The following is a 24,404-nucleotide window of genomic DNA, read 5'->3' as shown; positions in this document are numbered from 1 at the left end:
ACCGACGCGGCTCTTCTCGTCTTTCTCGCTTGCGTCGAAGGCGCGCCACTCGGGACCGCGGTCGATCTCACCCTCGTCGACGACGAGTCCGCAGTCCTGACACACCGTCTCGGCGTGCTCGGTGTCGGAGCGCAGTCTGCCGCCGCACTCGGGACACCGCTCGCGCTCGTCCTGTTCGGTCGACTCCTCACGCTCGCTCGAGCGTCGCTCGTCGCTCCGGGTTTGGATTCGTGAGTCTGTCATCGTGGGAGAATCCGGCCGGTGTGCCGGCCGGAGACCGTTCCGTTCCCGTTCCAAGGATTCGACGGAGTTAAGTACTCCGATCGTCTTCGGCGCGCTCGAACGGTAATACGTCATTACGATCGGCGGGTGGCGACGGTCGCCGTTTCCGCGGTATCGAAACCCTTACTCTCCGGAGGCCGGTGGGGTCTGGTATGAGCGACGACGCCGTCAGTGCCGAGGAGGTCCGCCACGTCGCGGAGCTGGCTCGCGTCGACCTGACCGACGAGGAGGTCGACCAGTTCACCCGACAGTTCGCGGACGTCCTCGAGTACTTCGACAGCCTCGACGAGGTACCCGAGGTCGACCGCGACGCCGATCTCACAAACGTGATGCGACCCGACGAGGAACGGGACTCCCTCGATAGGGAGGAGGCGCTTCGAAACGCGTCCGAGACCGAGGACGGCTACTTCAAGGGGCCGAACGTCTCATGAGCGAGAACGTCTTCATCACCGAGGAGCGAATCGAGGGCGCCGACGACGGCCCCCTGTCCGGGCAGACCGTCGCCGTCAAGGACAACATCTCCACCGAAGGCGTCCGGACGACCTGTGGCTCACGGATGCTCGAGGAGTACGTCCCGCCGTACGACGCAACCGCGGTCTCGCGGCTCAAGGAGGCCGGCGCAACGATCGTCGGCAAGGCGAACATGGACGAGTTCGGGATGGGGTCGACGACCGAAACGTCGTACTTCGGCGCGACCGAGAACCCGGCCGCGCCGGGTCGCGTCCCGGGCGGTTCCTCCGGCGGCTCCGCCGCCGCCGTCGCCGCCGGCGAAGCCGACCTCGCGCTCGGCTCCGATACCGGAGGGTCGATCCGCTGTCCCGCCGCCTTCTGTGGCGTCGTCGGCATCAAGCCCACCTACGGACTGGTCTCGCGCTACGGGCTCGTCGCCTACGGCAACAGTCTCGAGCAGATCGGCCCGTTCGCGAACTCCGTCGAGGACGCCGCCGCGCTGCTCGACGTCGTCGCCGGCAGCGACGACCGCGACGCGACGACACGCGAGCCGCAACTCGAGGGCGAGAGCTACGCCGACGCCGCGACGGGCGACGTCGACGGACTCACGATCGGCGTCCCCACCGAGCTGCTCGAGGGTGCCGACGAGGGCGTCGTCGAGACGTTCTGGGACGCCGTCGCCGACCTCGAGTCGCAGGGCGCGGAGTACCGCGAGGTCTCGCTGCCGTCGGCCGAACACGCCGTCGAGGCCTACTACGTGATCGCAATGTCGGAGGCGTCCTCGAACCTCGCACGGTTCGACGGGGTGCGGTACGGCCACGACGTCGAGAGCGAGGGGAACTGGAACGAGACGTTCTCGCAGGCCCGCAAGGAGGGGTTCGGCGACGAGGTCAAGCGACGGATCCTGCTGGGCACGTACGCCCTCTCGGCTGGCTACCACGACAAGTACTACAAGAAGGCCCAGGACGCCCGCGCCTGGGTGAAACAGGACTTCGACGAGGCCCTCGAGGAGGCCGACGTGCTCGCCTCGCCGACGATGCCGGTGCCGCCGTTCGAGCGCGGCGAGAGCCTCGAGGATCCCCTCCAGATGTACCTCGCCGACGCCAACACCGTCCCCGTCAACCTCGCCGATCTGCCGGCGATCTCGGTCCCCGCGGGCGAGACCGACGGCCTCCCCGTCGGCCTACAACTGGTCGGGCCCGCCTTCGGCGAGGAGCGGCTGATCCGGACCGCAAGCGCCCTCGAGTGAGCGATCGGGATCGGCCCGCAGCCTTTTGTTAATCCGCTGACAACCGGTGACATATCGGCGCGTCGCCGGTTGATTCCAATGAAGCTCACGGCAGACGAGACGGTTCGGTTCGACGAGTTCGCTCGAGCCTGCGATCTCGTCGCGGCGTACTTCGGCGAGACTATCGACGACGTCGCCCTCGAGGCCCCCGTCTCGCGCCCCCAGCTCGTCGCCGTGCTCGCCCGGGTCCAGCTCGGCGGCCGGCAGTTCGCGATCGACGGGGCGCTCCCGGAGCGAGACGTTCTCTACCGGTCGAACGACGAGACGGTGCTGTGGCTCGAGCCGGGGTTCTGGACCGGGATTCGGGAGCGCCACGGTCTCGAGGTCGCGGAACGGCGGGCGGCCCGGGACGTTCACCGGCGGCTGCTCGAGTCGATCGTCGGGGAGCCGTCGGCGACGGGCTCCGAAACGGAGCCGTTCGTGCTTATCGAACGGTTCGAACGGAACAGGTAGCTGATCGCTCGAGGGTCGTCACTCCTCGTAGGCGAGGTTCATGATCCACTGCGAGAAGGCGTCGCTGTTGGGATCGACCTCGTCCTCGCCGATAAACGGCGAGAGCATGTCGCCGGCCATCAACAGGGTGAAATCGAGGTCGCGGGCGATCGGCGTGATGTAGTAGGTGTTGTGCCCGTTGTAGATCGTATCCTCCCGGTCGACCAGCCCCTTCTCGACGAGCGACTCGACGATCCGGCTCCCCTTTCGCGAGGAGACGTCGAGCTCCTTCCAGAAGTCGCTCTGGTGGATACCGCCGCTGTCGCGGACGAGCTCGAGTCCGGCTCGTTCGTCCGCGGAGAGCTCGGCCTCGGTTTCGGAGACGCTCACTGCGACCACCCCGTGCTCGCCGCTACGGGCGCAAGTGCGTGCATACCTGTATCAGGTGGAGCGAGCCGCTTAAATGTGCCCTTCGCGGTCACCGCTGGAGGCTGCGACGGCGACGGGCTCGTAGGCCGTCTCGCAGGGTGGTCCCGGCGCGAACAGGTACCGTGAGTTCTCGCCGAGCGCGATCAGCGACGACGAGCGGGTGCCGTAGCCGTCGCCGTGGACGCAGACGCCGTAGTCGTGATCGCCGAGGACGCCGCCCGCTCGCTCGAGCCAGTCGTCGACGCGCTCCTCGGGATCGGCGGTCAGCTCCCGGCGCACCCTGCGGGCGTTTCGAGCCTGCTCGCGGGCGACCTCGGTTCGGTCGGTCGGGAGGCGAACGTCGTCGTCGACCGCGGCGTTGACGACGACGTGGACCCCCGGCTCGAAGTCGGTTCGCTCGAGGGCGCCGTTCCACTGCAGGCAGACGGCGTCGCGCTCGTCGGCGAGCACGAGGTAGAAGCCGTCGTACTCCCGGGTCTCGACTTCGCTCTCGACGATCGCGGCCGCCTCGCGGACCGAGCGGGCCTCGAGCGCGTCGGCGACGAGCAACCCGCGGGAGCGCTCGCCGGCGAGGTCGGGTGTTCCCCAGCGGTTCGTAACGCCGACGAACAGGCCGTACTCGTTGGAGCCGATCCAGGTGCCGCCGGCCTCGGCGTCGCGGGGTGCGATGATTCGGGGATCCTCCCGGTAGACGTCTGGCGGAACGGACTCGCGCTCGAGCGATTCGTCGCGGTTAGCGGCGACCGCGACCGGCGCGTCGTCGAAGACCTGCCAGGCGAGCGTGAGCGTACACACGGACGGGGGTAAGAACGGGAGGGTCTTAACTTCGCGTTCGGCAGACTGTATCCCGGGGGACGAGCGTTCGGACCTCGAGTTACCGTGAACTCGGGTCGATCGAGCCGTTGTGTACCGAGTACGGCCCGACCGCTCCAGGCCGTTGGGTGTATCGGCTAACCGAAGCGCTCTGCCGCCTCCGGACACAGGGAGTCTCCACGTCCTCCCCACCCGATTTCTGCTCACGGGCGCTGCGGGACGGCTCCGCCGTCCCGACAGTCGCGGCGCTACGCGCCGCGCACTGCCCGTTCGCATGGTTCGCGGAACCTGCGGTTCCGCGCTACGCTCGCTTCGCTCGCTCATCCCTCGCACGATATCGAACGACGGCTCGCTATCCGCTCGCCGTCCTCCAGCGTACGCCGCCGTATCTACCAAATCACGCGCATTCACCGCGAGCGTTACGAGCGGTTCCGACGGAGAACATCCTCCAGGAACCCGCTCACGTCGAGCGCGACCAGTTGGAGACGTCGATCCCCGACTCGAGCAGTCGCGTTCCGACGGCCTCGCGGTCGACGGTTCCCGAGTGGGTTCGCGGTAGCGAGTCGGCCACGGCGATCGTCTTCGGCCGTTTGAACCCTGCGAGACGGTCGTCACAGTGAGCGAGAACCGACTCGAGGTCGACGGACCCTTCCTCGGCGGCGAGCAGCGCGGCGACGCGCTCGCCCCACTCGGGGTCCTCGAGGCCGACGACCGCTGCGTCGGCGACCCCGGGGTGGCTCCGGAGGACGTCGGCGACCGCGCCCGGATCGACGTTCTCTCCGCCGGTGACGATCCGATCGCTCCAGCGGTTGAGCACCCACAGCCGGCCGTCGGCGTCGGCGTAGCCGACGTCACCGGTGTGGAGCCCGCGGTCGCCGAACGCCGCCTCGGTGCGCTCGGCCTCGAGGTAGCCCGACGTCACCGTCGGCCCGGAGACGACGAACTCCCCGATCTCACCCGTCGGAACCGGCTCGCCCGACTCGTCGACGACGGTCACGTCGGTGAACAACAGGGGTTGGCCCGCGGTTCCCTCGTGGACCGCGGTCTCGGCGGGCGTCGCGGTGGCGATCTGGGAGGCGGTCTCGGTCATCCCGTAGGTCGGGTGGACCGGAACGCCGGCGTCGCGACAGCGCTCGAGCAGTTCGCTCGAGGCGGGCGCACCGCCGAGCAGAACGAACCGCAGCGAGTCGGCGGGCTCCCAGCCGACCTCGAGCAGCCGCTTGCACATCGTCGGCACCAGCGAGATCCCGGTGGCCTCGAAGACCTCGAGGGTTCGAGCCGTTTCCCGGGGGTCGAACTCCCGCTGGATCACGACGGGAGTGCCGTACAGCGCCGAGCGGACGACGGGCGCGAGCCCGCCCATGTGGTACATCGGGAGACAGCACAGCCACCGGTCCTCGCGGTCGACGCCGAGGCGAAACGCCGACGCGGTCGCGCTGGCGACGAGGTTGCCGACAGTCAGCCGAACCCCTTTCGGCTCGCCGGAGGTGCCGGAGGTAAAGAGGATCAGCTGGGTGTCGTCGGGCTCGAGCGTGGCGGGCTCGAGGGCGAGTCGGGACTCGTCAGGGGTCGGTTTCTCGCCGACCGCGAGCGTCCGCACCCGACCCGACATCGGTTCGTCGACCGAACGAACCGGAGTCGGAGCGCCCTCGAGGGCGTCGGCCAGCTCGAGGGCGGCCGACTCGGTATCGTCCTCGCAGACGACGGCGTCGATCCCGATTCGTTCGGCCTTTCCGGCGAGTTCGGCGGTCGTCTCCCGGACGTTCAGCGGGACGACGGTCGTTCCGAGTCGCATCGCGGCGAAAAACAGCGTCGCGAACGCGGGCCGGGTATCCAGCAGGAGCCCGAGACGCTCCTCGTGGGGGTTCTCGAGGAGCTCCCGGAGTTCGCGCGCGGCCGCATCGACCCGTCGGTCGAGTTCGCGAAACGTCCACGACTCGCCGGCGTCGGCGTCGATCACGGCCGTCCGTCCGGGCGTCGACGCGACGCGGTGGCTCGCGAGGTCGCGAGTGGGCCACTCGAGGGGCGTCACTCCGTCCACACCCCCTCGACGCCCAGCCCCTTGGCCTGGGGGACGACCGCCGCGCCGTTCTCGAACAGGACGGGATCTCGGCCGAGGTCCTCGGCGAGCAGGTCGCCGGTCGCCAGCCCGCAGGCCGGCGGATCGGGCAGCGACGCCGCGAGGTGGACGGCGCCGGCACGGGCGACGACGCCGTCGATCGTCGTCGTCACCAGCGGCGTCATGCCGAGCTGGGCGACCCACGTCGCGACCTGCTGGGCAATGTCGAGTCCGCCCAGCGCCATCGGCTTGAGGACGACGGCGTCGGCGGCCTGAGCCTCGCAGATCGCGTCGACGCCGTGCTCGAGCAGTCCCTCGTCGAGAGCGATGCCGACGCCCCGCCCCCGGAGGTCGGCGTGACCCTCGAGAGCGCCCGCGGGCAGGGGCTGTTCGACGAGCGAGACCTCGAGGTCGTCGAAGGCCTCGACCGCCTCGAGCGCCTCCTCGTAGTCCCAGGCGCCGTTCGCGTCGGCGCGAAGTTCGATCTCCGGGCCGACGGCCTCTCGGACCCGTCGCATCCGCTCGACGTCGGCCTCGACGCTCCGGCGACCGACCTTGAGCTTGCAGCAGCCGAAGCCGCGCTCGACGGCGTTCCGCGCGGCTGCGACGGTCTCCTCGGTCGACCCGTCGCCGACGGTCGCGTTCACCGGCACTCGGGCGACCAGCGCGTCCGGGCTGTAGTACCGGTACAGCGGGGTCGACTCGCTCGAGGCCTCGAGATCGGCCAGCGCCAGCGAGACCCCGTACCGGGCGGCGACGGCCTCGTCGACCGCCTCGAGGACGTCGTCTTCGTCGGAATCGAGCGCCGTCTGCGCGCGCTCGAGGGCGTCCTCACAGTCCGCGAGCGACTCGGTCCACCCCGACAGCGGGGTCGCCTCGCCGTAGCCGACGGCGCCGTCCTCCCGGGTCACGCGGATAAGGAACCCGTCGCGGGAGTCGATCGTTCCACCCGCCGTCTCGAGGGGCTCGGCCAGCGACAGCGAGAACGAGCGGTACTCGAGGTCGTACCCGGCGTCGGTGCTCATCCGAACATCAACCCTCCGGCGAACAGGACCGCGTACAGCGCGAGCAGCTTCCCGGTCTGCTCGAGGGCGGGGTTGAGCGCCTCGCCGTCGGTGCGGGTCAACATCGTATGAGCGACCATCGCAGCGTAGGGGAGGGTGACCAGCGGCAACAGAACTGCGAGGCCGAACCCCTCGCCGAGCCAGAACCACAGCGGGGTGAGATACGCCAATCCGAGCAGACCGACATACTCGACGCGACTCCACCGGTACCCCAGCCGAACGGCGAGGGTTCGCTTCCCGGTCTCGGCGTCGGTCTCCCTGTCTCGAACGTTGTTGACGACGATGATGGCCGTCGAGAGTCCCGCGATCGGGAGGCTGGCGAGGATCGCCTCGCGGGTGACCGTCCCCTCGGGCAGCGTCGTGATGAACGGCTCGACGTGGGCGGCGGCCTGAACGTAGAACGTGCCGACCACCGCGACCAGTCCGAAGAAGACGAAGACGAACAGGTCTCCGAGACCGTGGTAGCCAAGCGGGTAGGGACCGCCCGTGTAGGCCCAGCCACAGAGAACGCTGACGAGGCCGATCACGAGGATCGGCACGCCACCGACGTAGACGAGGTAGGTCCCCGAGAGGATCGCCAGCCCGAAGGTGACGATCGTCGCCAGTTTGACCCGCTCGGCCGGGATCAGCCCCGACTGGGTGACCCGGGTGAACCCCTCCCGGTCCTCCGTGTCGGCCCCCTTGATCGCGTCGTAGTAGTCGTTCGCGAAGTTGGTGCCGATCTGGATCAGCGCCGCGCCGACGAAGGCCATCAGCGCCGGTAGCGGGGCGAACACGCCCTCGTGGATCGCGATCCCGACTCCGACGATGACGGGCGCCGCCGCCGCAGGCAACGTCTGCGGGCGTGCGGCCATCACCCACGCCTTCGTCCGCGAGATGTCGAGCTCCGCCGTACTCATTGTCCGACTACTCCGACTCGAGGAAGTGTCAACGTTGGCATTGTCGCCGACCGGACGTTCAGCTCGCGGTCGAACCGTCGTCGCTCCCGAGGCGGTCCCGGATCTCAGCTCCGCCGTCGAGCGACGAGGAGGGCGAGCGCGAGCGTGAGTCCGACGACGGCGACCGGAACGGCGAAGCCGGGCGCGGAGTCGGCGTCGGCAGCGTCGTCGCCCGTCCCGTTCTCGTCGGCCCCATCGGCATCGCTCGAGTCAGCCCCACTATCCTCGTCGGCTCCCGCGTCGTCGTCACCGTTCGCGTCCTCGGCGAGAGTCACGCCGTCGGCCTCGGCGTCGTCGGCCCCGTCATCCGCCGCGTCTCCGTCGCCGCCGTCGACGTGGATCGTCGCGTCGTACTCGAACGACGCCTGGGGGTAGTCCGTGACCAGCGTCGTCGACGCGTCGGCGACCTCGATCGTCTCGCTCGTCGCTTCCGCGTCCTCGGCGACCGCGAGGCCGATCGTCGCCGCGACGTCGGTGGCCGTCGCGCCGTCGCCGGATGGCGTTCGCTCCTGCTCGATCGTCACCGTCCCCGCCTCCTGGTCGACGGCGCTCGAGCCCTCGACCTCGGCGTCGGAGTCGCCAGCGGCGAGCATCGGGCCGTGTTCGACGTCGACGACCTCGAAGACGTCGCTCTCGTAGGCGAGAGTCGTCTCGAGTTCGTCGATCCCGTTCCCGTGGAGGTCGCCGTGGTCGCTGGCGATCAGCTCCAGTTCGACCGTTTCGCCCGGCTCGGCCGCGATCTCGTCGTCGTCGAAGTAGAAGCTGGTCGCGTTGTCGCCGGCCAGGGCGGTCGCCGGGACGAGGACGCCGACGGCGAGGAGCGCGGCCAGCGCGAGCGCGATCACCTGCCGGGTTCGATCGGCGTTCATTCCGCCTCCTCCGGAACCGTCAGCTCGAGGGACTCCATCTCGAGAAAGGCCGTCTCGTACCCCTGGTGGCGGGCGACCTGCGGGGGCGACTCGAACGATACCGTCACGTCGTCGCCGGGTTCGGCCGCGACGTCGGCCCCGTAGTGGAGCCCGTACTCGCCGTCGAGAGTCTGCTCGAGGACGGCGTCGGTGGCGGATCCGTCCTCGCGCTCGACCGTCGCGGTCAGCGTCGCGTCCGCCAGCGGCACCCGGTTGTACGGCGTTCGCGGGGAGACCAGCAGGTACCGCTCGTCGCCCGCGAGCCGCGACTCTGACTCGAGCAGCGTCGCGACGACCGCCGCGTCCCCGCTGCGGGGGAGGTCGGCGTCGTCTTCCGGTTCGGTCCCGTCGGCACCGTCCTCGCGGAGCAGCGTTCCGGGGTACTCCTCGACCGACGGGAGCTGGGAGTAGGGAACCTCGTGGTGGGCGTGATCGTGCTCGTCTGCGTGTTCGTGGTCGTCGTGGCTGTGCTCGTCTGCGTTCTCGTGGTCGTCGTGGTCGTGCTCGTCGGCGTGGTCGCCGTGACTGTGATCGTCGCCGTGTTCGTGGCCGTGATCGTCCGCGTCGCCGTGTTCGTGGTTGTGATCCCCGTGGTCCATCGGCTCGAGCGCGCCCCGCTCGCCCCACAGCTCCTCGTCCAAGTACTCGACGCCGCCGACGACCTCCTCGCGGAACGCCTCGTCGTACTCGAACTCGAAGCTAGCACTCGTAGCCTCGGTCAGTCGGTCCTCGAGCGCGCCCGTCTTCCGGGTCGAGAGCGCCGGCAGTTCGACCTCGACAGTGTAGCCGCCGTCGCCGGGCAGGGAGACGTTGTCGCCGAAGTGAAAGCCCATCTCCTGGGAGAGCATCGTCCAGGGCGACAGCGGCGAGCCGATCCGTTCGCCGTCCTGGAACACCCGGAGCTCCGCCCCGTCGTCGACCGGGAGGACGGTTCCCGTCTCCCGGTCCCAGACGGTGAACATCATGTGGACGCCGTGGCCCTCCTCCGGCTCGACGCGCTCGACCGAGTCCTCGTCGCCGCCGGCGACGATCCAGAACGGATGCGGGTACGACAGCATCGGCGCGATCGCGACGTCGCCGTCCTCGATCGGTTCGAGCATGCGCATCTGCTCGCGGTGGGTCGGGACGTAGACGGCCTCGGGCGGATCCTCGACCTCGACGATCTCGGGGACGGCATCGACGTCGTCGTCGGTTTCGTTCCCGTCGCTCGAGTCGTCCGCGTCGCGGTTTTCGCCGTCGGTTCCGGTACACCCCGCGAGCGCGACCGCTCCAGCGAGCGCGCCCGTTCGCCGGACGAGCGTCCGGCGGTCGATCGTTCGTCGCGTGTCGTGTCGTTCCTGATTCATGTGTCGCACCGTGATCAGCTATCGCCGCTCGGATCGGCCGTCGGGAGCGCCCGCAGCGATCGTGGCGGGACGAGGTAGTTCCCCCGTCGGTCGACGAAGAGGTAGTGTAGGATGCCGTTGTTCGCCGTCGCGACGTCCAGGTCGGTTCCGTTCATCGCCTCGCGGACCCGGACGAAGTCGGCGATCTCCCGCTGCAGCGAGAGGAAGTGGAGGCCGGGTCGGTCGCCGTCGACGGTGTTGAAGTCCCGCCGCAGGAGCGGGGGCTCACCGTCCTCTCGAGCCCGCGCAGCCTTCTGGGCGTGGCCGACGACGCCGCGCTCCCGCGCGTCGCTCTCGGTCGCCTCGATTCGCTCGTCGGTCAGTCCGTTCGTCGCGCCCAGCGCCTCGCCGACCTCGCCGACGGCCTCCTCGTCGGCGTGTTCGGGGCTGAACAGCTTCGAGACGCGCTGGTAGTGGTTCTCCTGGTCGAACCACTGTTCCAGGTTGATCTCCATCGAGGACACCTGCTGGGTCGTCCCGCCCGCGAACGGTCCCGACTCGATCGTCACGCGGTCCTCGCTCGCCTGGCCGTCGGCGAACCCCGAGCGAAACCCCATGAAGAAGGGCGCGTCCTCGGGAACGCTCTCGGGGACGCCGGGGACGTCGGTCCGTTCGGCCGGCAGCCCGTCGCCGACGAACCCCGTCCGACGGCTGTCGGTCTCGCGGTCGAAAACGCCCGAGAGCTCCGCCTCGAGCTCGACCCCGTTGACCGACTCCCGTTCGCCGAACAACCCCTCCTCGGCCTCGAGGACGACCTCGGGACGATCGCTCGCGAGGTGCAGGAGGGCGTCGAACTCGTCGAACGCGGGCGTCTCACCCTCGCGGAGCGGTTCCGGCTCGGGGAGGTCGACCGACTCCGGCAGCGACTCTTCGAACCGATCGAAGTACGCCGGCGCGTAGCCGATCGTAAACAGCAAGCCGTCGTTGCTGTGCTCGTAGGCCCGCTCGAGCGTTCGCAGGGCGCTCTCGACGGTCTCCCGGGCGTCGGGGTCGACGCCATCTCCGGTAGCGACGCCGTCGCTCAGCGACAGCGCGACGAGGACGTGGTGTTCGGCCGGGCGAACGTTTCCGTCCCCGTCGGCCGGGAGGGACTCGTCCCAGGCGTGCTGGCGCTCGGGCAGCGACGACGGGTCGTCGACGCCCGCGGGAACCGGGTCCTCGTTCTCGCCGTCAGACAGGTCGAGACAGGCGCTCAGCGCCGTCGCTCCGCCGGTGGCGACCAGCGCTCGAACGTACTCGCGGCGAGAGAGCGCGGATCGAGCGGGGAGAGACACTACTCCAGTGTCGGGGCGTGGGCGCCATATGGGTTTCTCACGCCGTCCGTTTCGACCGCCGTCGGCGACGGTATGGAGACGGTCGTCGCCGATGGCGGCAATCCTTCGTCAGTAGTGCCAGGGGTAGTCGTCGAAGTCGGGCTCGCGGCCCTCGACGAAGGCGTCACGGCCCTCCTGGGCCTCGTCGGTCATGTACCCGAGTCGGGTGGCCTCGCCGGCGAACACCTGCTGGCCGACCATCCCGTCGTCGGTCATGTTGAACGCGTACTTGAGCATCCGCATCGCCGTCGGGCTCTTGGAGTTGATGCGCTCGCCCCACTCGAGGGCGGTCTCCTCGAGTTCCTCGTGGGGAACGACCTCGTTGACCATCCCCATCTCCGCGGCCTCCTCGGCGCTGTAGGTCTTCCCGAGGAAGAAGACCTCGCGGGCCTTCTTCTGGCCGATCTGTTTGGCCAGGTACGCGGAGCCGAAGCCCGCGTCGTAGCTCGCGACGTCGGGGTCGGTCTGGAGGAACTTCGCGTGCTCCTCGCTGGCGAGGGTGAGGTCACAGACGACGTGCAGCGAGTGGCCGCCCCCGACCGCCCAGCCCGGGACGACACAGACCACGACCTTCGGGATGTGGCGGATGAGCCGCTGGACCTCGAGGATGTGGAGCCGTCCCTGCTCGGAGGCTCGTTCCTCGTCACCTTCGTACTGGTAGCCGTCCTCCCCGCGGATCGTCTGGTCCCCGCCCGAACAGAACGCCCAGCCGCCGTCCTTCGGCGAGGGGCCGTTCCCCGTCAGCAGGATGCAGCCGACGTCGGTCTGGCGTTTGGCGTGCTCTAAGGCGTCGTACAGCTCGTCGACCGTGCCCGGTCGGAAGGCGTTTCGAACTTCGGGTCGGTCGAAGGCGATCCGGACCGTTCCCGAGTCGACCGCCCGGTGGTACGTGATGTCGCGAAAGTCCCGATCGACGTCCTCGATCGGCTCCCAGCGCTCCTCGTCGAAGAGTTCCGAAACCATCGCTCGAGTGTGGTCGCCGTCGCGCCAAATAGGTTCGCGTCGTCGGTCAGGAGGAACGTTCGTCCATTCGTCCTCGAGAGAGAAAACAAACGATCGATCGATTCGTTACGACTCCCTCATGGATTGTTTCGGATCCACTGAGCGACCTGCTGACTGTACGTGTCATAGATCTTCAATCCACTCTGAAGTGTCTCGTAGACCTCCGAATAATCGACGCGTCCGTACTCGTGGGCCAGAACGTTCCTGAATCCAACGGCAGCGACGAGCGTATTCATCGTTTGCTCGTCGATATCACCTTCGTCTCCGAAAACGCGGATTGCCCCCTTGGACGTGTTGCCCTCGAAATCGAAATCGTGCGAGGCGATGTGTCGAGCGAGATCGGCACACGCCTGAATCGCGTTCTCGAACATCCGCTCGACTGCGCGTTGTTCGGTCGTATCCGTGAGGAGATCGTTCCGGGACAAGGTTTCCTGTTTCTCCCTCAGTTCGCCGTGGTACTGCTCGATTTGCTCGGGTTTGATCGAGACGACCCGTTCATCAGCCACGCAGTCCGCCCTCCGCGATCCGATCGATTACGTCGTGTTGCTGTTGGCGGAGAGCGTCCCGCTGTCGGGAGAACGCCGCTTCGATGTCCGTTTTGAACTGTCGAAATGCCTGCTTGTCACCACAGACAAAGTCGCCGTTGACAGCATCGTGGGCCACATCTAGGGGAAGCTCTTCGATGTCGGAAAGGTCGACAAACGGCGCGTCTTCCTGCTGGAGGTCTCCGGAGAGGAAACACCGCCTCTGAAACCGTTCGTGCGAGGAGAGATCGTCTGTGAATTTGAGAGCGATATCAAAGTCAGATGCGGGAGTCGATTCGCCCGTCGTCTGTGAGCCGAATGCAACGACGAACTCGATATCCGTATCGGAGCAGACGGACTCCTCCAGAGCGGCGAGCACTCGTGAACGCCCGTCACTCGCGTTCATATCCGAATGGACGGCGTATCTCCACAAAAGAATTCCGCCAGGTGATAGTCGCCACACGGTCGGTGTTATCCGATCGAGGACGTCCGGGCCGTCAGTCGTCCCGTCCCTCTCCGAGAGCGCGGTCGAAGCCGACGGCCTGCCCGTCGCGGTTCGGATCGGCCGCGCCGGTCAGCAGGCCGTCCTCGCTGGCGATGACCTGGACGTTGCCGATATCGCCCGGCTCGTCGTCGACCTCGTGACCCCACTCCGCGAGCGTGTCGCGGGCCTCCTGTGGCACGCCCTCGTCCCACTCGATCCCGCCGAAGTGATGGGTGTAGATGGTTGGCTCAGTGATCGACTCGAGTGGGCTCAGCCCGTAGGTGTAGCGGTGGAGGATCGACTGGAACGTCGCGCTGACGATCGCCCACCCCCCGGGCGATCCGGCCGTAAACTCCGGTTTCCCGTCGCGCATCACGATCATCGGACTCATGCTGCTCAGCGGACGCTTCCAGGCGTCGGGCTCGTTCGGCCCGCCGGGTTCGGCGTCGAAGTCGGTGAGCTCGTTGTTGATCAGGAACCCGCGGCCGGGAACCATCTTGCCCGACCCCATGAACTGCTCGATCGTCGACGTGTAGGAGACGGCGTTCCCCCACTTGTCGATGACCGAGAAGTGGGTCGTCTCGCCGGGCTGACCCGGCCCCATCTCGTCGTCGTCGGGGAAGACCGTCTGCCCGAACTCGATGGGGTCGGCCCGCGACTGAAGGTAGTCGTCGGCAAGCAGTGCGTCGACGGGGACGTCGACGAACTCGTCGTCGCCCATGTACTCCATCCGGTCGGCCCAGGCGGAGTAGACCGACTCGGCTATCAGGTGGTACTTCTCCGCCGAGCGGATGTCGTACTCCTCGATATCGAGGAACTCGAGCATCCGCAGGACCATCGCGACGACCGTCGGCCCGGAGCTGGGCATCGGCTGGCCGACGAGTTCGACGTCGTACCACTCCTTGCGGACCGGGTCGTCGATCGTGACGTCGTACTTCGCCAGGTCGTCCTCGTCGACGACCTGGTCGGGATCGCGGGCGTACTCCCGGATCGTCGCCGCCAGGTCCTCCGCGACGGCGCTGTCGTAGAAGCCGTCAGCGCCCCGGCGCCGGATGCACTTGAGGGTGTGTGCAAGATCCGGGTTGGTCATCGTGTCGCCCTCCTCGTAGAGGTTGCCCTGGTCGTCGCTGTAGGTCTCTATGGCCGCGTCGTTGAACTTGTCGGTGTTCTCCGCGATCTGTTCGGCGAGGAACCAGTCGACGGTGAACCCCTCGCGTGCGAGCCGGATCGCCGGATCGATCAGCCGTTGGCGGGAACAGGTCCCGTAGCGCTGGCGGGCAGTTTCGATTCCCTTTACCGTCCCCGGCGTCCCCATCGCTTCGCCGGTCTCGATGTCCTGATCGTACTCGCCCTCGTAGTGGTACAGCTCCGGTGACGCGGTCTGGGAGGCGCGTTCCCGGCTGTTGACACACTCGACCGTATCCGAGTCGGCGTCGTAGACGACCATGAACCCGCCGCCACCGATCCCCGACCCGTGGGGCTGGGTCACGGTCAGGACGTACTGGATCGCGACGGCCGCGTCGATCGCGTTTCCGCCGTCCCGGAGTACCTGTGCCGCGACGGCGCTGGCGATCGGGTCGACCGTCGAGACCATCCCGTCGGCAGCTGTGACCTCTCGTCCGCAGGTGAACTGCGGTTGATCGCAACTGAACCCGGGAACGTCGGTAACCGGCTGGTAGTCGTCGGCCGCGACCGTCGGCATCCCGAACGCCAGCGCCCCCGCGGCGACCCCCGCACTCGAGAGGAACGCCCGACGCCGAAGCCTCGAGGAGCTCGCCTGCTTGTCTGCCTGTCCCGCCGTCCGCCGTGGTGTGTCATCTCGTGACATGACTTTTCTGCCATCCGGACACTCACTAGTCGTACGCAAAACCGTTTCGGAAACTACGACCTCCTGTTCGGGAAGAAAATCCGTCTTCGGGGCTACTCGAGCGTCGACGGAGACTCGGCCGCCGACCCGCCACTGGTCGCTACTCGTCGTCGACGAAGCGGAGTTCGTTCGCCTTCTCGAGCGGCAGCACCGTGTGGCGCTCCGCGTCGTAGTCGACAAGCGAGTGGGCTGCGAGCTTCGGCAGGTGTCGGTGGTGGAGTTCGATCAGCAGCGTCTCGAGCGGGATCTCGACCGCACGCTCCTCGCGGAGTCGCCGGCCGAGCCCCTCGAGCGAGAGCGGTTCGTCACGGCTCGCGAGAAGCGAGAGCGCGGCTCGACCTCGCGGATCGGTGAGCGCGGGCAGCGCCTCGGGAAACCCGTCCCGCTCCCGGGCGAGTTCGACGATCCGGTCGGCGTTCTCCCCCGGTGCCACTCGGCCGTCCGCGCGATCGTAGCTGGCGAGATCGGCCTCCGCGAGCGTCGGAACGTGGACGTGAACGAGCGCCTCCCGAACGCGCTCGCTCGAGTGTGTTCGATCTTCCGTTCCGTCGACAACTCGATCCGCAACCTCGTCTGCGAGGTCGGCTACCGGACGCGGCGACTCCCCCTCGAGCAAGCTCGCCATCGTCGCCCACCGTATCGGATCCGCCAGCGCCTCGAGTATCGTTTCCTCCCCCGGAAGCCCCTGGATCCCCCATACTTTCGAATACGAATCGCGATCGCAATCCATTCGTTCTCCACATGAGGGTCCCCGGGGAAACGTATACGATCTAGTCACTGAACGGTGTCGCCAAGCGGTACCTAGATAGTGAACCCGTTCGTCGGCGTCGCTACTCGAACAGCGAGTCACAGAGCTTCCGCTGGGCGGCCCGGAGGTGCTGTGCGAACGTCGGGTGGGAGATCCCGAGCGATTCCGTCACCTCCTGGCCGGTGCTCCGCCGTGGCGATTCGAAGTACCCGCTCAGGTACGCCATCCGCAGAACCTCGCGCTGTCGGTCGGTGAGTCGTCCCTCGAGGGAGTGCCGTACCGAATCGGCACGCTCGGAGCGAACAGACTGCTGCGAAAGTCGGCTCGCAGTTGGCCCGTTCGGGACGGATCCGTCCTCTCGGACCGCCGTGTGCGACCGTCGATCAGCCAGGGCCGACACGACCCGTTCCATGCTCGGAGTTGGCGATTTCGGGTCTAGATCCGGAGCGTCTGCCGATGCCAGCCGGTCGCCCCGGCGGGGGTGGGGTCCGTCTCTTCGTCGGTCTGAACCGTTCCATCCCGCTCGATCGCACGGACGACGACCTCGAACTCCGACCGGTCGGGGGCCTCGAACGCGTATCGCCACCGCCGCCACGCGTGTTCGGCGAACTGGGTCTCCAGCTCGGCCTCGTTCCACGTGTCGCCGCCGTCGACGCTGACTTCCACGCCCTCGAGTTCCTCGACTCCCGTCTCGAGCCCCCCGAACGCGACTCCGCCCACCAGTACCCGATCGCCGTCACGCTCCGCGCCGCGAACGTACGACATCGTGTTGACGACCGCTTCCTCGTCCCAGCCGCGTTCCTCCCAGTGGGCTTCGTGTTCCTCGTCGGCGATTTCGATCCGGGTGATCCACTTGGTCATCTTCATCCCGTACCGGCCCGGGACGAGCAACCGTACCGGAAACCCGTGGTCGGTCGGTAACGTTCGGTCGCCCATTCCGTACGCGATCAGGATATCCTCGCGGTCGACGAGCTCGAGCGGAATCGCCTCACTGTACCCGTCGGCAGCGTGTGTTACGACGTCGACCGCACCGTCAGTCGGAGCGGCCGTCTCGACAAGATCCATGAGTTGGACGCCCGTCCAGTGACCCGTCCCGATCAGATCGCCCCCGACCTCGTTCGAGATACAGAGCATCGTCGTCGTCTGTTCGACGCTCTCGTCGTGATCGAGCAACTCGTCGTACGTCAGCGAGTACGGCTGTGCGACTTCGCCGTCGATATCGAGTGTCCACGCCTCCGAATCGATGGTCGGGTTACTGACGCTGATATCCACGGTGTAGTGATCGTCGGGAGAAGTAACCGCAGCGGGCATCCCGTCGAAATCGAACTCCGGGTCACCGCTGGGTCGGGATACCGGTCGATCCAACGGTTCTTCGGCTCGATCATCGCCGTCAGCAGTGAACCGACCGAACAGTGTTCGGAGTCCAACGGTAGCGACCGCTCCGGCGACTGCGACGCCGCCAACTCGCCGGAGGAATCTCCGACGGGTCGTCACCGTGGGAGACGCCGTCAGAATCCGAGCCGCGACGTACGGGGAAGCGACTGCGATCACGAGCCCGCCGAGGAACCCGACCGAGATGCCAGCTCCAGTCGCGAGGAACAGTAACGCGGTCGCGACCGTCCCAACGGCGAGAACGACCGGAGTGAAGCGGCCCGCGTTCGCTGGCCAGAGCACAGCCGCGATTGCGGCCGCGACGAGAATCGCAGCGATGAGTCCGATGACGAGCGCCGGCTGAGCGTAGAACCCGAGCAGTTCGATCGCCGTAGTCGATAGCCACCCGGGTGACCGGATGATAATCCATTCGGCGATCGGGACGATGCCGAAGCCTCCGACCAGCGGTGCAGCGACGAACAACCCGGCAATCCAGGCAGCTCCGACGATGATCCCGAGCGTTGCGCGTCGCGGAGACGGTGAACGCAGATTCATGCTATTCGTCCCGTCTTTGGGTCGCCGACTACTACTGAGTGTCTAGCGGACACCCGTTTGTACTCGATCCGCTCACAGATCGGCTCGTTCCGTGCTCGAAACGGTCCACGTTCTCGACTGGAGGATCGGAGTCGTCGGTTGCCGCGAACCCCCTCTGGTCGCAACCGCAACCGGGTTCCGTATACCGAAATGCGGTGTGTCCGTCGTCCCTCGAGCGGGTTCGTCTCCCTGTTCCGCGTTACGGATCGCGGTCGAACGCGTCAGCGGCCGCGGCTTCGACCCGTGTCGAGAGGTCGTCCCGCCGACGGTGGTTCGCTTCGGAATCGAACGCGACGGCAAGCACCTGCGTCCCCTCGCGTTCGAGCGACCGTCGGTACGCCGTCGCGAAGTCCGCGGGTTCGACGCGCTCGAACTCGAGGTCGTACAGCTCCGCGAGGGGATCGAACTCGAGGCCGTGGGGCGTCTCGAACTGCTCGGTGAACGGCGGCTCGAAGTCGGTGATCGGCAGCTTGTGGAAGATCCCGCCGCCGTCGTTGTCCAGCAGGACGATCGTCGCGTCGACGCCACAGCGGTCGACGGCCAGCAGTCCGTTCGAGTCGTGATAGAAGGAGAGGTCACCGGTGACGAGCACGAGCGGGTCGTCGGTCGCGCTGCCGGCGCCGAGGGCCGTGCTCGTGGTGCCGTCGATCCCGCTGGCGCCGCGGTTCCCGAGGACGGTGAGGTCGGCCGCTCGAGGCCGGGCGAATCGGTCGGCGTCCCGGATCGGCATGCTGTTGGCGACGACGACTGTCGCGGGATCGGGCGCCTCGGCGAACGCGGTCGCGAGAACGGCCCCCTCGAAGGGGTCGCGCTCGAGCGCCTCGGCCTCGAGCGCGTCCTCGAGAACCACCCCGTGGGCGCGTTCGGCCCGCTCGAAACGCTCGAGCCACTCGTCGTCGGCACCGACGGAGACGTCCTCGCCGAACTCCTCGAGGCGCTCGCGGACGCCCTCGAGGACCGACTCCGGCGTCGCGGCGAGCAGGTCGGTCGCGGTAAATGTGGCCTCGCGCCACTCCCCGGCGGGGTCGAGCAGGTACCCGTCGGCGTCGGCCGCCGCGAGGGCTTGCCGGAGCGGTTTCGAGGTCGGCGAGGCGCCGAACCGGACGACGACGTCGGGCTCCGGAAGGACGTCGGCGTAGGCGTCGTAGCCGCCGTAGACCGGTCCGTCGGCGACTCTCTCGCCGAACCGCAGCCCCGAGAGGGGGTCGGCCAGCACCGGGGCGCCGACGCGCTCGGCGACCGCGAGGACGGTCGCGGGCTCGAGGGTCGCGAGGTCGACTGGATCGGCGGGTCCCGCCACGATCAGTGGCCGGTCGGCCGCCGCGAGCGCGTCCGCGAGGTCGGCGACCGCGTCGCTCGAGTCCTCGAGGGTCGGTCGCCCGGTGTGGGCCTCGACGAACGCGCTCTCCCGTCCTCGTCCGGCGAGGGTGTCGGCGAACGAGTCGGGAACCGCGTCGGTCTTAGTCGGCTCGAGGGGTTTCCGGAACGGGCAGTTGAGGTGGACGGGGCCCGCGGGCGTGGCGCCCGTCTCGGCGAGCGCGCGGGCAGCGGTCGTCCGCAGACTCCGGACCTTCCGCTCGTCGGGCTCGGGGTCGGGGAGCTCGGCGTACCAGCGGACGGCGTCGCCGTACAGCTTGACCTGGTCGATCGTCTGGTTGGCGCCGCTGTCGCGCAGCTCGTGGGGGCGATCGGCGGTCAGCACGAGCAGCGGGACCCTGGCCTGGTCGGCCTCGATGACCGCAGGATGGAAGTTGGCAGCCGCGGTCCCGGAGGTACAGACCAGTGCCGTCGGCTCGCCCGTGCGTCGGGCGCGGCCGAGCGCGAAGTAGGCTCCCGACCGTTCGTCCAGGTGCGAGAAGACCTCGATACCGGGGTGGTTCGCGAACGCGACCGTCAGAGGAGTCGATCGGCTTCCCGGCGAGATACAGACCGCCTCGAGCCCGCCCTTCACGAGCTCGTCGACGAGCGTGCGACCCCACAGGGTCGCGCGGTTGGGCGCGCTCATCGGAGCTCGTCGAGGATCGGGCGCAACTTCAGCTGGACTTCCTCCCACTCCTCCTCGGGGTCGCTGTCGGCGACGATCCCGTTACCCGCAAACAGCGTCACGGTCTCGTCGGTCGCGAGCCCCGAGCGAAGGCCGACCGCGAACTCGCCGTCGCCGGCGGCGTCGAACCAGCCGATCGGGGCCGCGTACCAGCCCCGGTCGAACGACTCGGTCTCGCGGATCGTCTCGAGGGCCGTCCCCGGCGGCACGCCGCCGACCGCCGGCGTGGGGTGGAGCGCCTCGACGAGCTCGAGGACGTGTCGATCGGCCTCGAGGGTCGCCTCGATCGGCGTCTGCAGGTGCTGGATCGTCGCCAGCCGGCGGATCCGCCGGTCGTCGACCGTGAGTTCGCTCGCGAGCGGGGCGAGCTGGTCCCGGATCGCCTCGACGACGAGCCCGTGCTCGCGGCGGAACTTCTCGCTGTCGAGCATCCGCTCGACGTGCTCGTCGTCCTCCTCGGGAGTCTCGCCGCGGGGGACCGAACCGGCCAGCGCTTCCGTTTCGACCCGGTTACCGCGTTTCGACACCAGCCGCTCGGGCGGGGCGCCGAAGAACGTGCCGCCGGTCCCGTCGCCGACGAGAAACCGGTAGCAGTTCGGGTAGCGTCGGCGTAGCCGCTCGACGGTCGCGGGGACGTCGATCGGTCCCTCGAGGTCGACCGACAGCGCCTGTGCGAGGACGACCTTCGTGAGCTCGCCGGCGTCGATCCGTTCGAGCGCGGCCTCGACCTGGGCCCGCCAGGACTCGATCGGGGTCGTCCGTCGCGTCTCGGCGACGCCCGGCCCCGACCCGCTGGGGCGCATCGCCGGCAGCTCGAGCAGGCGGTCGTGCCACGCCTCGAGGCGACGCGTCGCCTCCTCGGGGTCGTCGCCGACCGCGGTGAGCCAGGTGCCGTCGTCGCTGCGGGTGACGAGCACCTCGGGGACGACAAACGAGGCCGCCTCGAATCCGCGCCAGAGGCCGCCGGACTCGTGGCCATCGTGAAACGAGAACCCGCCGAACGCGCGCGGACGAGCGACCGCGGGCCCCCGGTGATCCAGGCCGTCGAACGTCGATTCGGCTTGCGCTCGGATCTCGTCGAACCGCTCCGGCCCCCGCGCCCGAATGCGAGCGGCGACCCCGCGACCGACGACCTCGAGCCCGTCGGGGGTCGCCCACTGCACCCGATAGGCGTCGTCGGCCTCGACGACCGCGCCGAAGGAGACGTCCTCGAGGTCGCGGCTCCGGCTCGTCATCCCGGCGCTGTCGGGCCGCGAGTCGACGGCTGATTGTCGCCCGTCCAACGTTCTGTCCATCGACGGAACGTCAGGACTGGCCCGCCTTCAGCCTAACTATTCACCGAAAGAGAACCTAGCTGTACCGCTCCTCGTTCCAGGGATCGGCCGTCTCGGAGTAGCCGCGTCGCTCCCAGTAGCCCGGCTCGGGGTCGGTGAGGAACTCGATCCCGTCGACCCACTTGGCACCCTTGTAGGCGTACCTGTGGGGCGTGACGACCCGCAGCGGACCGCCGTGGTCGGCCGGCAGCTCCTCGCCGTCGTACGCCCAGGTCAGCAACACCTCCTCGCGCAGACAGTCCTCGAGCGGGAGGTCGGTCGTGTAGTCGTCCAGCGCCGAGAACATGACGTGGACGGCGTCGTCTTGCACGCCGGCGCGTTCGGCAAGCTCGGTGAAGGGGACGCCCGTGAACTCGCAGTCGAACTTGCTCCAGCCGGTGACGCAATGAAAGTCCTGGCGCTGGGTCACGGCCGGTAGCTCCCGGAACTCCGCCCAGGAGAGGGAGAGCTCGTCCTCGACGGCCCCCGTGACGGTGAACTCCCACGTATCGGGGTCGAACTTCGGCGTCCCGCTCTTCGAGAGCACCGGAAACGCCGTCGTCTCGCGCTGGCCCGGCGGGAGGCGCTCGTCGCCGAACTCGAGATAGAGATCCGTGACGTCGGTTACGTCGCTCATACGCGAATCCAGGGCGCCCGTTCACGTAGGTCTGACGTTGCCGGAGACCGGACGGCCGCGCGAAATCGTCGATTCACCCGACCGTGGAGTCGACGAAACGGAGCGGAACGGTCGAAACGGTCCGGTAATCCGGAACTGCGTCGCGAAACCCTCGCTACCCCTTAGTGTAGTCTCGTGGACCACGCTCCCGTATGGAGAGCAAACAACAGACGACGGAACGGGAGATGTCCGAACAGTCGGTCGAGGCAGTCGGGCAAGAGGCGATGGGTCCCGCGTTCATGGCCTCCCTCGCATCGGTCGGCCTCTCGCTGTACTACTACTTCGTTCGCGGCGACCACGAGCGAGGGATCTTCGTCGGTCTCTGGCCGCCGACGATCCTCGCGTTCGCGAGTTACTTCAACCAGCGGAAGATGCGCCGACAGCTCGAGTCGATCACCCAGCCCGGGACGACGCTCAAGAGCGCTATCGACTCGATGATGGGAAACAAGTAACCCGCCACCGCTGTGGGCGGTTCGTCGGCCGAACCGATAGCCGGCGCTACGAACCCCCTCTCGGCGTCACGGGACCGGAAACAATAGTTGCACCCGAGAGATCTTTTCTTTCACGTCGGCGTAGATTCCCCGCCAGAGCTAAATACCCCCTCGCCGAAAGCCGAATCAGATGCCGAAAGTAGAGATCACCATCCCCGAACATCTCGAGATGCAGATCGCACAGATGGTCGAGCGGGGAGAGTTCGTCAACCGAGAGGAAGCGATCGAGGACCTCCTGTCGACGGGAATCAAGGCGTACAAGACGAGCGGCCCGATGGAAGACGAGGACGAGGGAATGGGCGGCGGCCTCGAGGACGACGGGATGATGGGCCACGACGACGAGTACGTCTTCTAGATCGCGAGCAGGGGAATCCCGAACGTAACCAGCAGCCCGATCAACACGACGACGAAGCCAATGCCGACGTCGCGTGCGGTGTAGTCGCCCATCGGTGCGGTGGTTCGCTCGGCCTCGAGGTCGTGGCCGACGTCGGCTCCCGAGTCGTGATCGACCGCCGGATCTGTCTCGCTATCGTCTGCCATACCCGCGTCTACTCGAGTCGGCTTCTTAAAGACACCTACACGCGTCGACGGGGAGCGACGACTACGAGGAGCGGCGACTGCCCGATCCAGACGGCTTTACTACCCGGGGCGCCAACCCTCGCGCAACGAATGACTCTGACGAAACGCGTCATCCCGTGTATCGACGTCGACCTCGACGAGGACGGGAACCCGGCGGTGTACACCGGCGTCCACTTCGAGGACCTCGAGTACACCGGCGACCCCGTCGAGATGGCCAAGGCGTACAACGAGTCCGGCGCCGACGAGTTCGTCTTTCTGGACATTACGGCGTCGGCGGAGGGTCGCGAAACGATGCTCGACGTCGTTCGCGACGTCGCCGACGAGGTCTTTATTCCACTGACCGTGGGTGGGGGGATCCGCACAACCGACGACATCAAGGAGACGCTGCGCGCTGGAGCGGACAAGGTCTCGATCACCACCGGCGCTCTGGAGCGACCGGAGCTCATCACCGAGGGCGCCCGCGCCTTCGGCAGCCAGTGTATCGTCATCAGCGTCGACGCCCGCCGTCGGTTCGACGAGGACGGTGAGCACTACGTCGAGGTCGACGGCGAGTCCTGCTGGTTCGAGTGTACGAAGAAGGGGGGCCGCGAGGGGACCGGGATCGACGTCCTCGAGTGGGCGGCGGAGGCCGAAGAGCGTGGCGCCGGCGAGCTGTTCGTCAACTCGATCGACAAGGACGGCACCAAGGACGGTTACGACCTGCCGCTGACGAAGGCCGTCTGCGACACCGTCGACACCCCCGTCATCGCCTCTTCGGGCTGTGGCGGCCCCGAGGACATGTACGAGGTGTTCACCGAGGCCGACGCCGACGCGGGGCTGGCGGCCTCGATCTTCCACTTCGACGAGTACTCGATCGAGGACACGAAGGCGTATCTGGACGAGCGCGGCGTCCCCGTTCGACTCGAATAGCTCCCGGTTACTCCTCGAGGCTCCCCCACGAGACCGTCGACCCGATCTCGATCTCGAGGACCGGCCGCGAGTCGAGGTCGTGGTCGGCGTACTGTTCGTACTTCCTCTCGAGTGCGGAAACGGCAGCGTCGTGGCCCGCCGCGTCCGACTCGAGGACGCGTGCCCGACCGCGGAGCTGTACCCACGCGAGCCGCGTCCAGTCCTCGACGTAGCGGTCGACGACCACCGCGACCCGCGGGTTCGATCTGACGTTTCGAACGCGACGGAGCTCTCGGGTCGACTTCGGCTTCTCGTCGACCGCGGAGACGAGTCGCGACCCGTCGGGGAGGGCGTAACAGATCGGGACGACGTGAGGTCGGCCCTCGTCGTCGACCGTCGCCAGCCGTCCGACGCGGGCGCGCTCGAGGAACGCCCGTTCTGTCGGTTGCATACGCCGAGAAC

At 67.9% G+C, this 24,404-nt stretch carries 27 protein-coding genes; 6 read left to right on the top strand and 21 right to left on the bottom strand.

Going from position 1 to position 24,404, the window contains the following annotated elements:
- Positions 1 to 243 (bottom strand): TFIIB-type zinc ribbon-containing protein (locus QA609_RS17820; protein ID WP_278303966.1); only part of this gene is annotated, 243 nt, incomplete at its 3' end.
- Between the two features lie 191 nt (positions 244 to 434).
- On the opposite strand from QA609_RS17820, the gene gatC reads away from it, so the two are divergent.
- The 3 genes from gatC (at position 435) to QA609_RS17805 (ending at position 2,473) form a co-directional block, all read left to right on the top strand.
- The gene (gatC, locus tag QA609_RS17815) at positions 435 to 713 is read left to right on the top strand and encodes an Asp-tRNA(Asn)/Glu-tRNA(Gln) amidotransferase subunit GatC (RefSeq protein WP_278303965.1); all 279 of its coding nucleotides are present in this window, start codon (positions 435 to 437) and stop codon (positions 711 to 713) included.
- The gene (gene gatA / locus QA609_RS17810; RefSeq protein ID WP_278303964.1) at positions 710 to 1,981 is read left to right on the top strand and encodes an Asp-tRNA(Asn)/Glu-tRNA(Gln) amidotransferase subunit GatA; all 1,272 of its coding nucleotides are present in this window, start codon (positions 710 to 712) and stop codon (positions 1,979 to 1,981) included. Before gatC ends, gatA begins: the two co-directional genes overlap by 4 nt.
- Positions 1,982 to 2,059: 78 nt before the next feature.
- Positions 2,060 to 2,473 (top strand): hypothetical protein, encoded by a 414-nt coding sequence (locus QA609_RS17805; RefSeq protein WP_278303963.1) that lies wholly within the window; start codon positions 2,060 to 2,062, stop codon positions 2,471 to 2,473.
- 18 nt (positions 2,474 to 2,491) lie between these two features.
- Here the strand turns inward: QA609_RS17805 and QA609_RS17800 are convergent, their stop codons facing one another.
- The 18 genes from QA609_RS17800 to QA609_RS17715 all read right to left on the bottom strand — a co-directional run bounded on the left by QA609_RS17800 (position 2,492) and on the right by QA609_RS17715 (position 21,945).
- Positions 2,492 to 2,842: a MarR family transcriptional regulator gene (locus tag QA609_RS17800; RefSeq protein WP_278303962.1), complete on the bottom strand. Its 351-nt coding sequence runs from the start codon at positions 2,840 to 2,842 to the stop codon at positions 2,492 to 2,494.
- Positions 2,843 to 2,911: 69 nt separating this feature from the next.
- The gene (locus tag QA609_RS17795) at positions 2,912 to 3,676 is read right to left on the bottom strand and encodes an NRDE family protein (RefSeq protein WP_278303961.1); all 765 of its coding nucleotides are present in this window, start codon (positions 3,674 to 3,676) and stop codon (positions 2,912 to 2,914) included.
- A 478-nt stretch (positions 3,677 to 4,154) separates the two neighbouring features.
- Positions 4,155 to 5,735 (bottom strand): AMP-binding protein, encoded by a 1,581-nt coding sequence (locus tag QA609_RS17790; RefSeq protein ID WP_278303960.1) that lies wholly within the window; start codon positions 5,733 to 5,735, stop codon positions 4,155 to 4,157.
- Positions 5,723 to 6,778 (bottom strand): o-succinylbenzoate synthase, encoded by a 1,056-nt coding sequence (locus tag QA609_RS17785; RefSeq protein ID WP_278303959.1) that lies wholly within the window; start codon positions 6,776 to 6,778, stop codon positions 5,723 to 5,725. Before QA609_RS17785 ends, QA609_RS17790 begins: the two co-directional genes overlap by 13 nt.
- On the bottom strand, positions 6,775 to 7,716 hold the full coding sequence (locus QA609_RS17780) for a 1,4-dihydroxy-2-naphthoate polyprenyltransferase (RefSeq protein ID WP_278303958.1): 942 nt from the start codon (positions 7,714 to 7,716) through the stop codon (positions 6,775 to 6,777). The genes QA609_RS17785 and QA609_RS17780 overlap by 4 nt, the downstream gene beginning before the upstream one ends.
- Positions 7,717 to 7,820: 104 nt before the next feature.
- Positions 7,821 to 8,624 carry a cohesin domain-containing protein gene (locus QA609_RS17775; RefSeq protein WP_278303957.1) on the bottom strand — a complete coding sequence of 268 codons (804 nt, stop codon included), beginning with the start codon at positions 8,622 to 8,624 and terminating at the stop codon, positions 7,821 to 7,823.
- Positions 8,621 to 10,009 carry a hypothetical protein gene (locus QA609_RS17770; protein WP_278303956.1) on the bottom strand — a complete coding sequence of 463 codons (1,389 nt, stop codon included), beginning with the start codon at positions 10,007 to 10,009 and terminating at the stop codon, positions 8,621 to 8,623. Before QA609_RS17770 ends, QA609_RS17775 begins: the two co-directional genes overlap by 4 nt.
- 14 nt (positions 10,010 to 10,023) lie before the next feature.
- A complete protein-coding gene (locus QA609_RS17765) occupies positions 10,024 to 11,322 on the bottom strand; it encodes a Tat pathway signal protein (protein ID WP_278303955.1) in 1,299 nt (432 codons plus the stop codon).
- 108 nt (positions 11,323 to 11,430) lie between these two features.
- Positions 11,431 to 12,324 carry a 1,4-dihydroxy-2-naphthoyl-CoA synthase gene (locus QA609_RS17760; RefSeq protein ID WP_278303954.1) on the bottom strand — a complete coding sequence of 298 codons (894 nt, stop codon included), beginning with the start codon at positions 12,322 to 12,324 and terminating at the stop codon, positions 11,431 to 11,433.
- Positions 12,325 to 12,440: 116 nt separating this feature from the next.
- On the bottom strand, positions 12,441 to 12,869 hold the full coding sequence (locus tag QA609_RS17755) for a DUF86 domain-containing protein (protein ID WP_278303953.1): 429 nt from the start codon (positions 12,867 to 12,869) through the stop codon (positions 12,441 to 12,443).
- The gene (locus tag QA609_RS17750) at positions 12,862 to 13,293 is read right to left on the bottom strand and encodes a nucleotidyltransferase domain-containing protein (protein ID WP_278303952.1); all 432 of its coding nucleotides are present in this window, start codon (positions 13,291 to 13,293) and stop codon (positions 12,862 to 12,864) included. The genes QA609_RS17755 and QA609_RS17750 overlap by 8 nt, the downstream gene beginning before the upstream one ends.
- 91 nt (positions 13,294 to 13,384) lie before the next feature.
- Positions 13,385 to 15,199 (bottom strand): gamma-glutamyltransferase, encoded by a 1,815-nt coding sequence (gene ggt / locus QA609_RS17745; RefSeq protein ID WP_278303950.1) that lies wholly within the window; start codon positions 15,197 to 15,199, stop codon positions 13,385 to 13,387.
- A gap of 139 nt (positions 15,200 to 15,338) precedes the next feature.
- Positions 15,339 to 15,968 carry a hypothetical protein gene (locus tag QA609_RS17740; RefSeq protein WP_278303949.1) on the bottom strand — a complete coding sequence of 210 codons (630 nt, stop codon included), beginning with the start codon at positions 15,966 to 15,968 and terminating at the stop codon, positions 15,339 to 15,341.
- A gap of 100 nt (positions 15,969 to 16,068) precedes the next feature.
- The gene (locus QA609_RS17735) at positions 16,069 to 16,398 is read right to left on the bottom strand and encodes a helix-turn-helix domain-containing protein (RefSeq protein WP_278303948.1); all 330 of its coding nucleotides are present in this window, start codon (positions 16,396 to 16,398) and stop codon (positions 16,069 to 16,071) included.
- Positions 16,399 to 16,421: 23 nt separating this feature from the next.
- Positions 16,422 to 17,912 carry a molybdopterin-dependent oxidoreductase gene (locus tag QA609_RS17730; protein WP_278303947.1) on the bottom strand — a complete coding sequence of 497 codons (1,491 nt, stop codon included), beginning with the start codon at positions 17,910 to 17,912 and terminating at the stop codon, positions 16,422 to 16,424.
- A 238-nt stretch (positions 17,913 to 18,150) separates the two neighbouring features.
- A complete protein-coding gene (gene menD, locus QA609_RS17725) occupies positions 18,151 to 19,956 on the bottom strand; it encodes a 2-succinyl-5-enolpyruvyl-6-hydroxy-3-cyclohexene-1-carboxylic-acid synthase (protein ID WP_278303946.1) in 1,806 nt (601 codons plus the stop codon).
- Positions 19,953 to 21,290, bottom strand: a complete 1,338-nt coding sequence (locus QA609_RS17720; protein ID WP_278303945.1) for an isochorismate synthase — start codon at positions 21,288 to 21,290, stop codon at positions 19,953 to 19,955. Before QA609_RS17720 ends, menD begins: the two co-directional genes overlap by 4 nt.
- 55 nt (positions 21,291 to 21,345) lie before the next feature.
- Positions 21,346 to 21,945 carry a sulfite oxidase-like oxidoreductase gene (locus tag QA609_RS17715; RefSeq protein ID WP_278303944.1) on the bottom strand — a complete coding sequence of 200 codons (600 nt, stop codon included), beginning with the start codon at positions 21,943 to 21,945 and terminating at the stop codon, positions 21,346 to 21,348.
- 191 nt (positions 21,946 to 22,136) lie between these two features.
- Between QA609_RS17715 and QA609_RS17710 the strand changes: the two genes are divergently transcribed.
- Together QA609_RS17710 and QA609_RS17705 are read left to right on the top strand one after the other, a co-directional pair.
- On the top strand, positions 22,137 to 22,436 hold the full coding sequence (locus QA609_RS17710; RefSeq protein ID WP_278303943.1) for a hypothetical protein: 300 nt from the start codon (positions 22,137 to 22,139) through the stop codon (positions 22,434 to 22,436).
- A 169-nt stretch (positions 22,437 to 22,605) separates the two neighbouring features.
- Entirely contained in the window at positions 22,606 to 22,830 is a 225-nt protein-coding gene (locus tag QA609_RS17705) for a ribbon-helix-helix domain-containing protein (RefSeq protein ID WP_008425700.1), read from the top strand.
- Here QA609_RS17705 and QA609_RS17700 read toward each other — a convergent pair.
- Complete coding sequence (locus QA609_RS17700; RefSeq protein ID WP_278303942.1) at positions 22,827 to 23,015, bottom strand: hypothetical protein; 189 nt, start codon at positions 23,013 to 23,015, stop codon at positions 22,827 to 22,829. The genes QA609_RS17705 and QA609_RS17700 overlap by 4 nt on opposite strands.
- 129 nt (positions 23,016 to 23,144) lie before the next feature.
- Between QA609_RS17700 and hisF the strand changes: the two genes are divergently transcribed.
- Positions 23,145 to 23,963 carry an imidazole glycerol phosphate synthase subunit HisF gene (gene hisF, locus QA609_RS17695; RefSeq protein WP_278303941.1) on the top strand — a complete coding sequence of 273 codons (819 nt, stop codon included), beginning with the start codon at positions 23,145 to 23,147 and terminating at the stop codon, positions 23,961 to 23,963.
- A 7-nt stretch (positions 23,964 to 23,970) separates the two neighbouring features.
- On the opposite strand, the gene QA609_RS17690 is transcribed toward hisF, so the two are convergent.
- Positions 23,971 to 24,393 (bottom strand): TIGR03668 family PPOX class F420-dependent oxidoreductase, encoded by a 423-nt coding sequence (locus QA609_RS17690; protein ID WP_278303940.1) that lies wholly within the window; start codon positions 24,391 to 24,393, stop codon positions 23,971 to 23,973.
- Between the last annotated feature and the right edge of the window lie 11 nt (positions 24,394 to 24,404).

Origin of the sequence: Natronococcus sp. A-GB7, assembly GCF_029688865.1 — an archaeon.
In the GTDB taxonomy this organism is placed as follows: Archaea; Halobacteriota; Halobacteria; order Halobacteriales; family Natrialbaceae; genus Natronococcus.
This window is presented reverse-complemented; position numbering and strand designations above follow the sequence as displayed.

Coding starts and splice junctions, on each gene's coding strand:
- gatC (WP_278303965.1), top strand. CDS start 435: ATGAGCGACGACGCCGTCAGTGCCGAGGAGGTCCGCCACGTCGCGGAG.
- gatA (WP_278303964.1), top strand. CDS start 710: ATGAGCGAGAACGTCTTCATCACCGAGGAGCGAATCGAGGGCGCCGAC.
- QA609_RS17805 (WP_278303963.1), top strand. CDS start 2,060: ATGAAGCTCACGGCAGACGAGACGGTTCGGTTCGACGAGTTCGCTCGA.
- QA609_RS17785 (WP_278303959.1), bottom strand. CDS start 6,778: ATGAGCACCGACGCCGGGTACGACCTCGAGTACCGCTCGTTCTCGCTG.
- QA609_RS17780 (WP_278303958.1), bottom strand. CDS start 7,716: ATGAGTACGGCGGAGCTCGACATCTCGCGGACGAAGGCGTGGGTGATG.
- QA609_RS17775 (WP_278303957.1), bottom strand. CDS start 8,624: ATGAACGCCGATCGAACCCGGCAGGTGATCGCGCTCGCGCTGGCCGCG.
- QA609_RS17770 (WP_278303956.1), bottom strand. CDS start 10,009: ATGAATCAGGAACGACACGACACGCGACGAACGATCGACCGCCGGACG.
- QA609_RS17760 (WP_278303954.1), bottom strand. CDS start 12,324: ATGGTTTCGGAACTCTTCGACGAGGAGCGCTGGGAGCCGATCGAGGAC.
- QA609_RS17750 (WP_278303952.1), bottom strand. CDS start 13,293: ATGAACGCGAGTGACGGGCGTTCACGAGTGCTCGCCGCTCTGGAGGAG.
- ggt (WP_278303950.1), bottom strand. CDS start 15,199: ATGTCACGAGATGACACACCACGGCGGACGGCGGGACAGGCAGACAAG.
- QA609_RS17740 (WP_278303949.1), bottom strand. CDS start 15,968: ATGGATTGCGATCGCGATTCGTATTCGAAAGTATGGGGGATCCAGGGG.
- QA609_RS17735 (WP_278303948.1), bottom strand. CDS start 16,398: ATGGAACGGGTCGTGTCGGCCCTGGCTGATCGACGGTCGCACACGGCG.
- QA609_RS17730 (WP_278303947.1), bottom strand. CDS start 17,912: ATGAATCTGCGTTCACCGTCTCCGCGACGCGCAACGCTCGGGATCATC.
- menD (WP_278303946.1), bottom strand. CDS start 19,956: ATGAGCGCGCCCAACCGCGCGACCCTGTGGGGTCGCACGCTCGTCGAC.
- QA609_RS17720 (WP_278303945.1), bottom strand. CDS start 21,290: ATGGACAGAACGTTGGACGGGCGACAATCAGCCGTCGACTCGCGGCCC.
- QA609_RS17715 (WP_278303944.1), bottom strand. CDS start 21,945: ATGAGCGACGTAACCGACGTCACGGATCTCTATCTCGAGTTCGGCGAC.
- QA609_RS17710 (WP_278303943.1), top strand. CDS start 22,137: ATGGAGAGCAAACAACAGACGACGGAACGGGAGATGTCCGAACAGTCG.
- QA609_RS17705 (WP_008425700.1), top strand. CDS start 22,606: ATGCCGAAAGTAGAGATCACCATCCCCGAACATCTCGAGATGCAGATC.
- QA609_RS17700 (WP_278303942.1), bottom strand. CDS start 23,015: ATGGCAGACGATAGCGAGACAGATCCGGCGGTCGATCACGACTCGGGA.
- hisF (WP_278303941.1), top strand. CDS start 23,145: ATGACTCTGACGAAACGCGTCATCCCGTGTATCGACGTCGACCTCGAC.
- QA609_RS17690 (WP_278303940.1), bottom strand. CDS start 24,393: ATGCAACCGACAGAACGGGCGTTCCTCGAGCGCGCCCGCGTCGGACGG.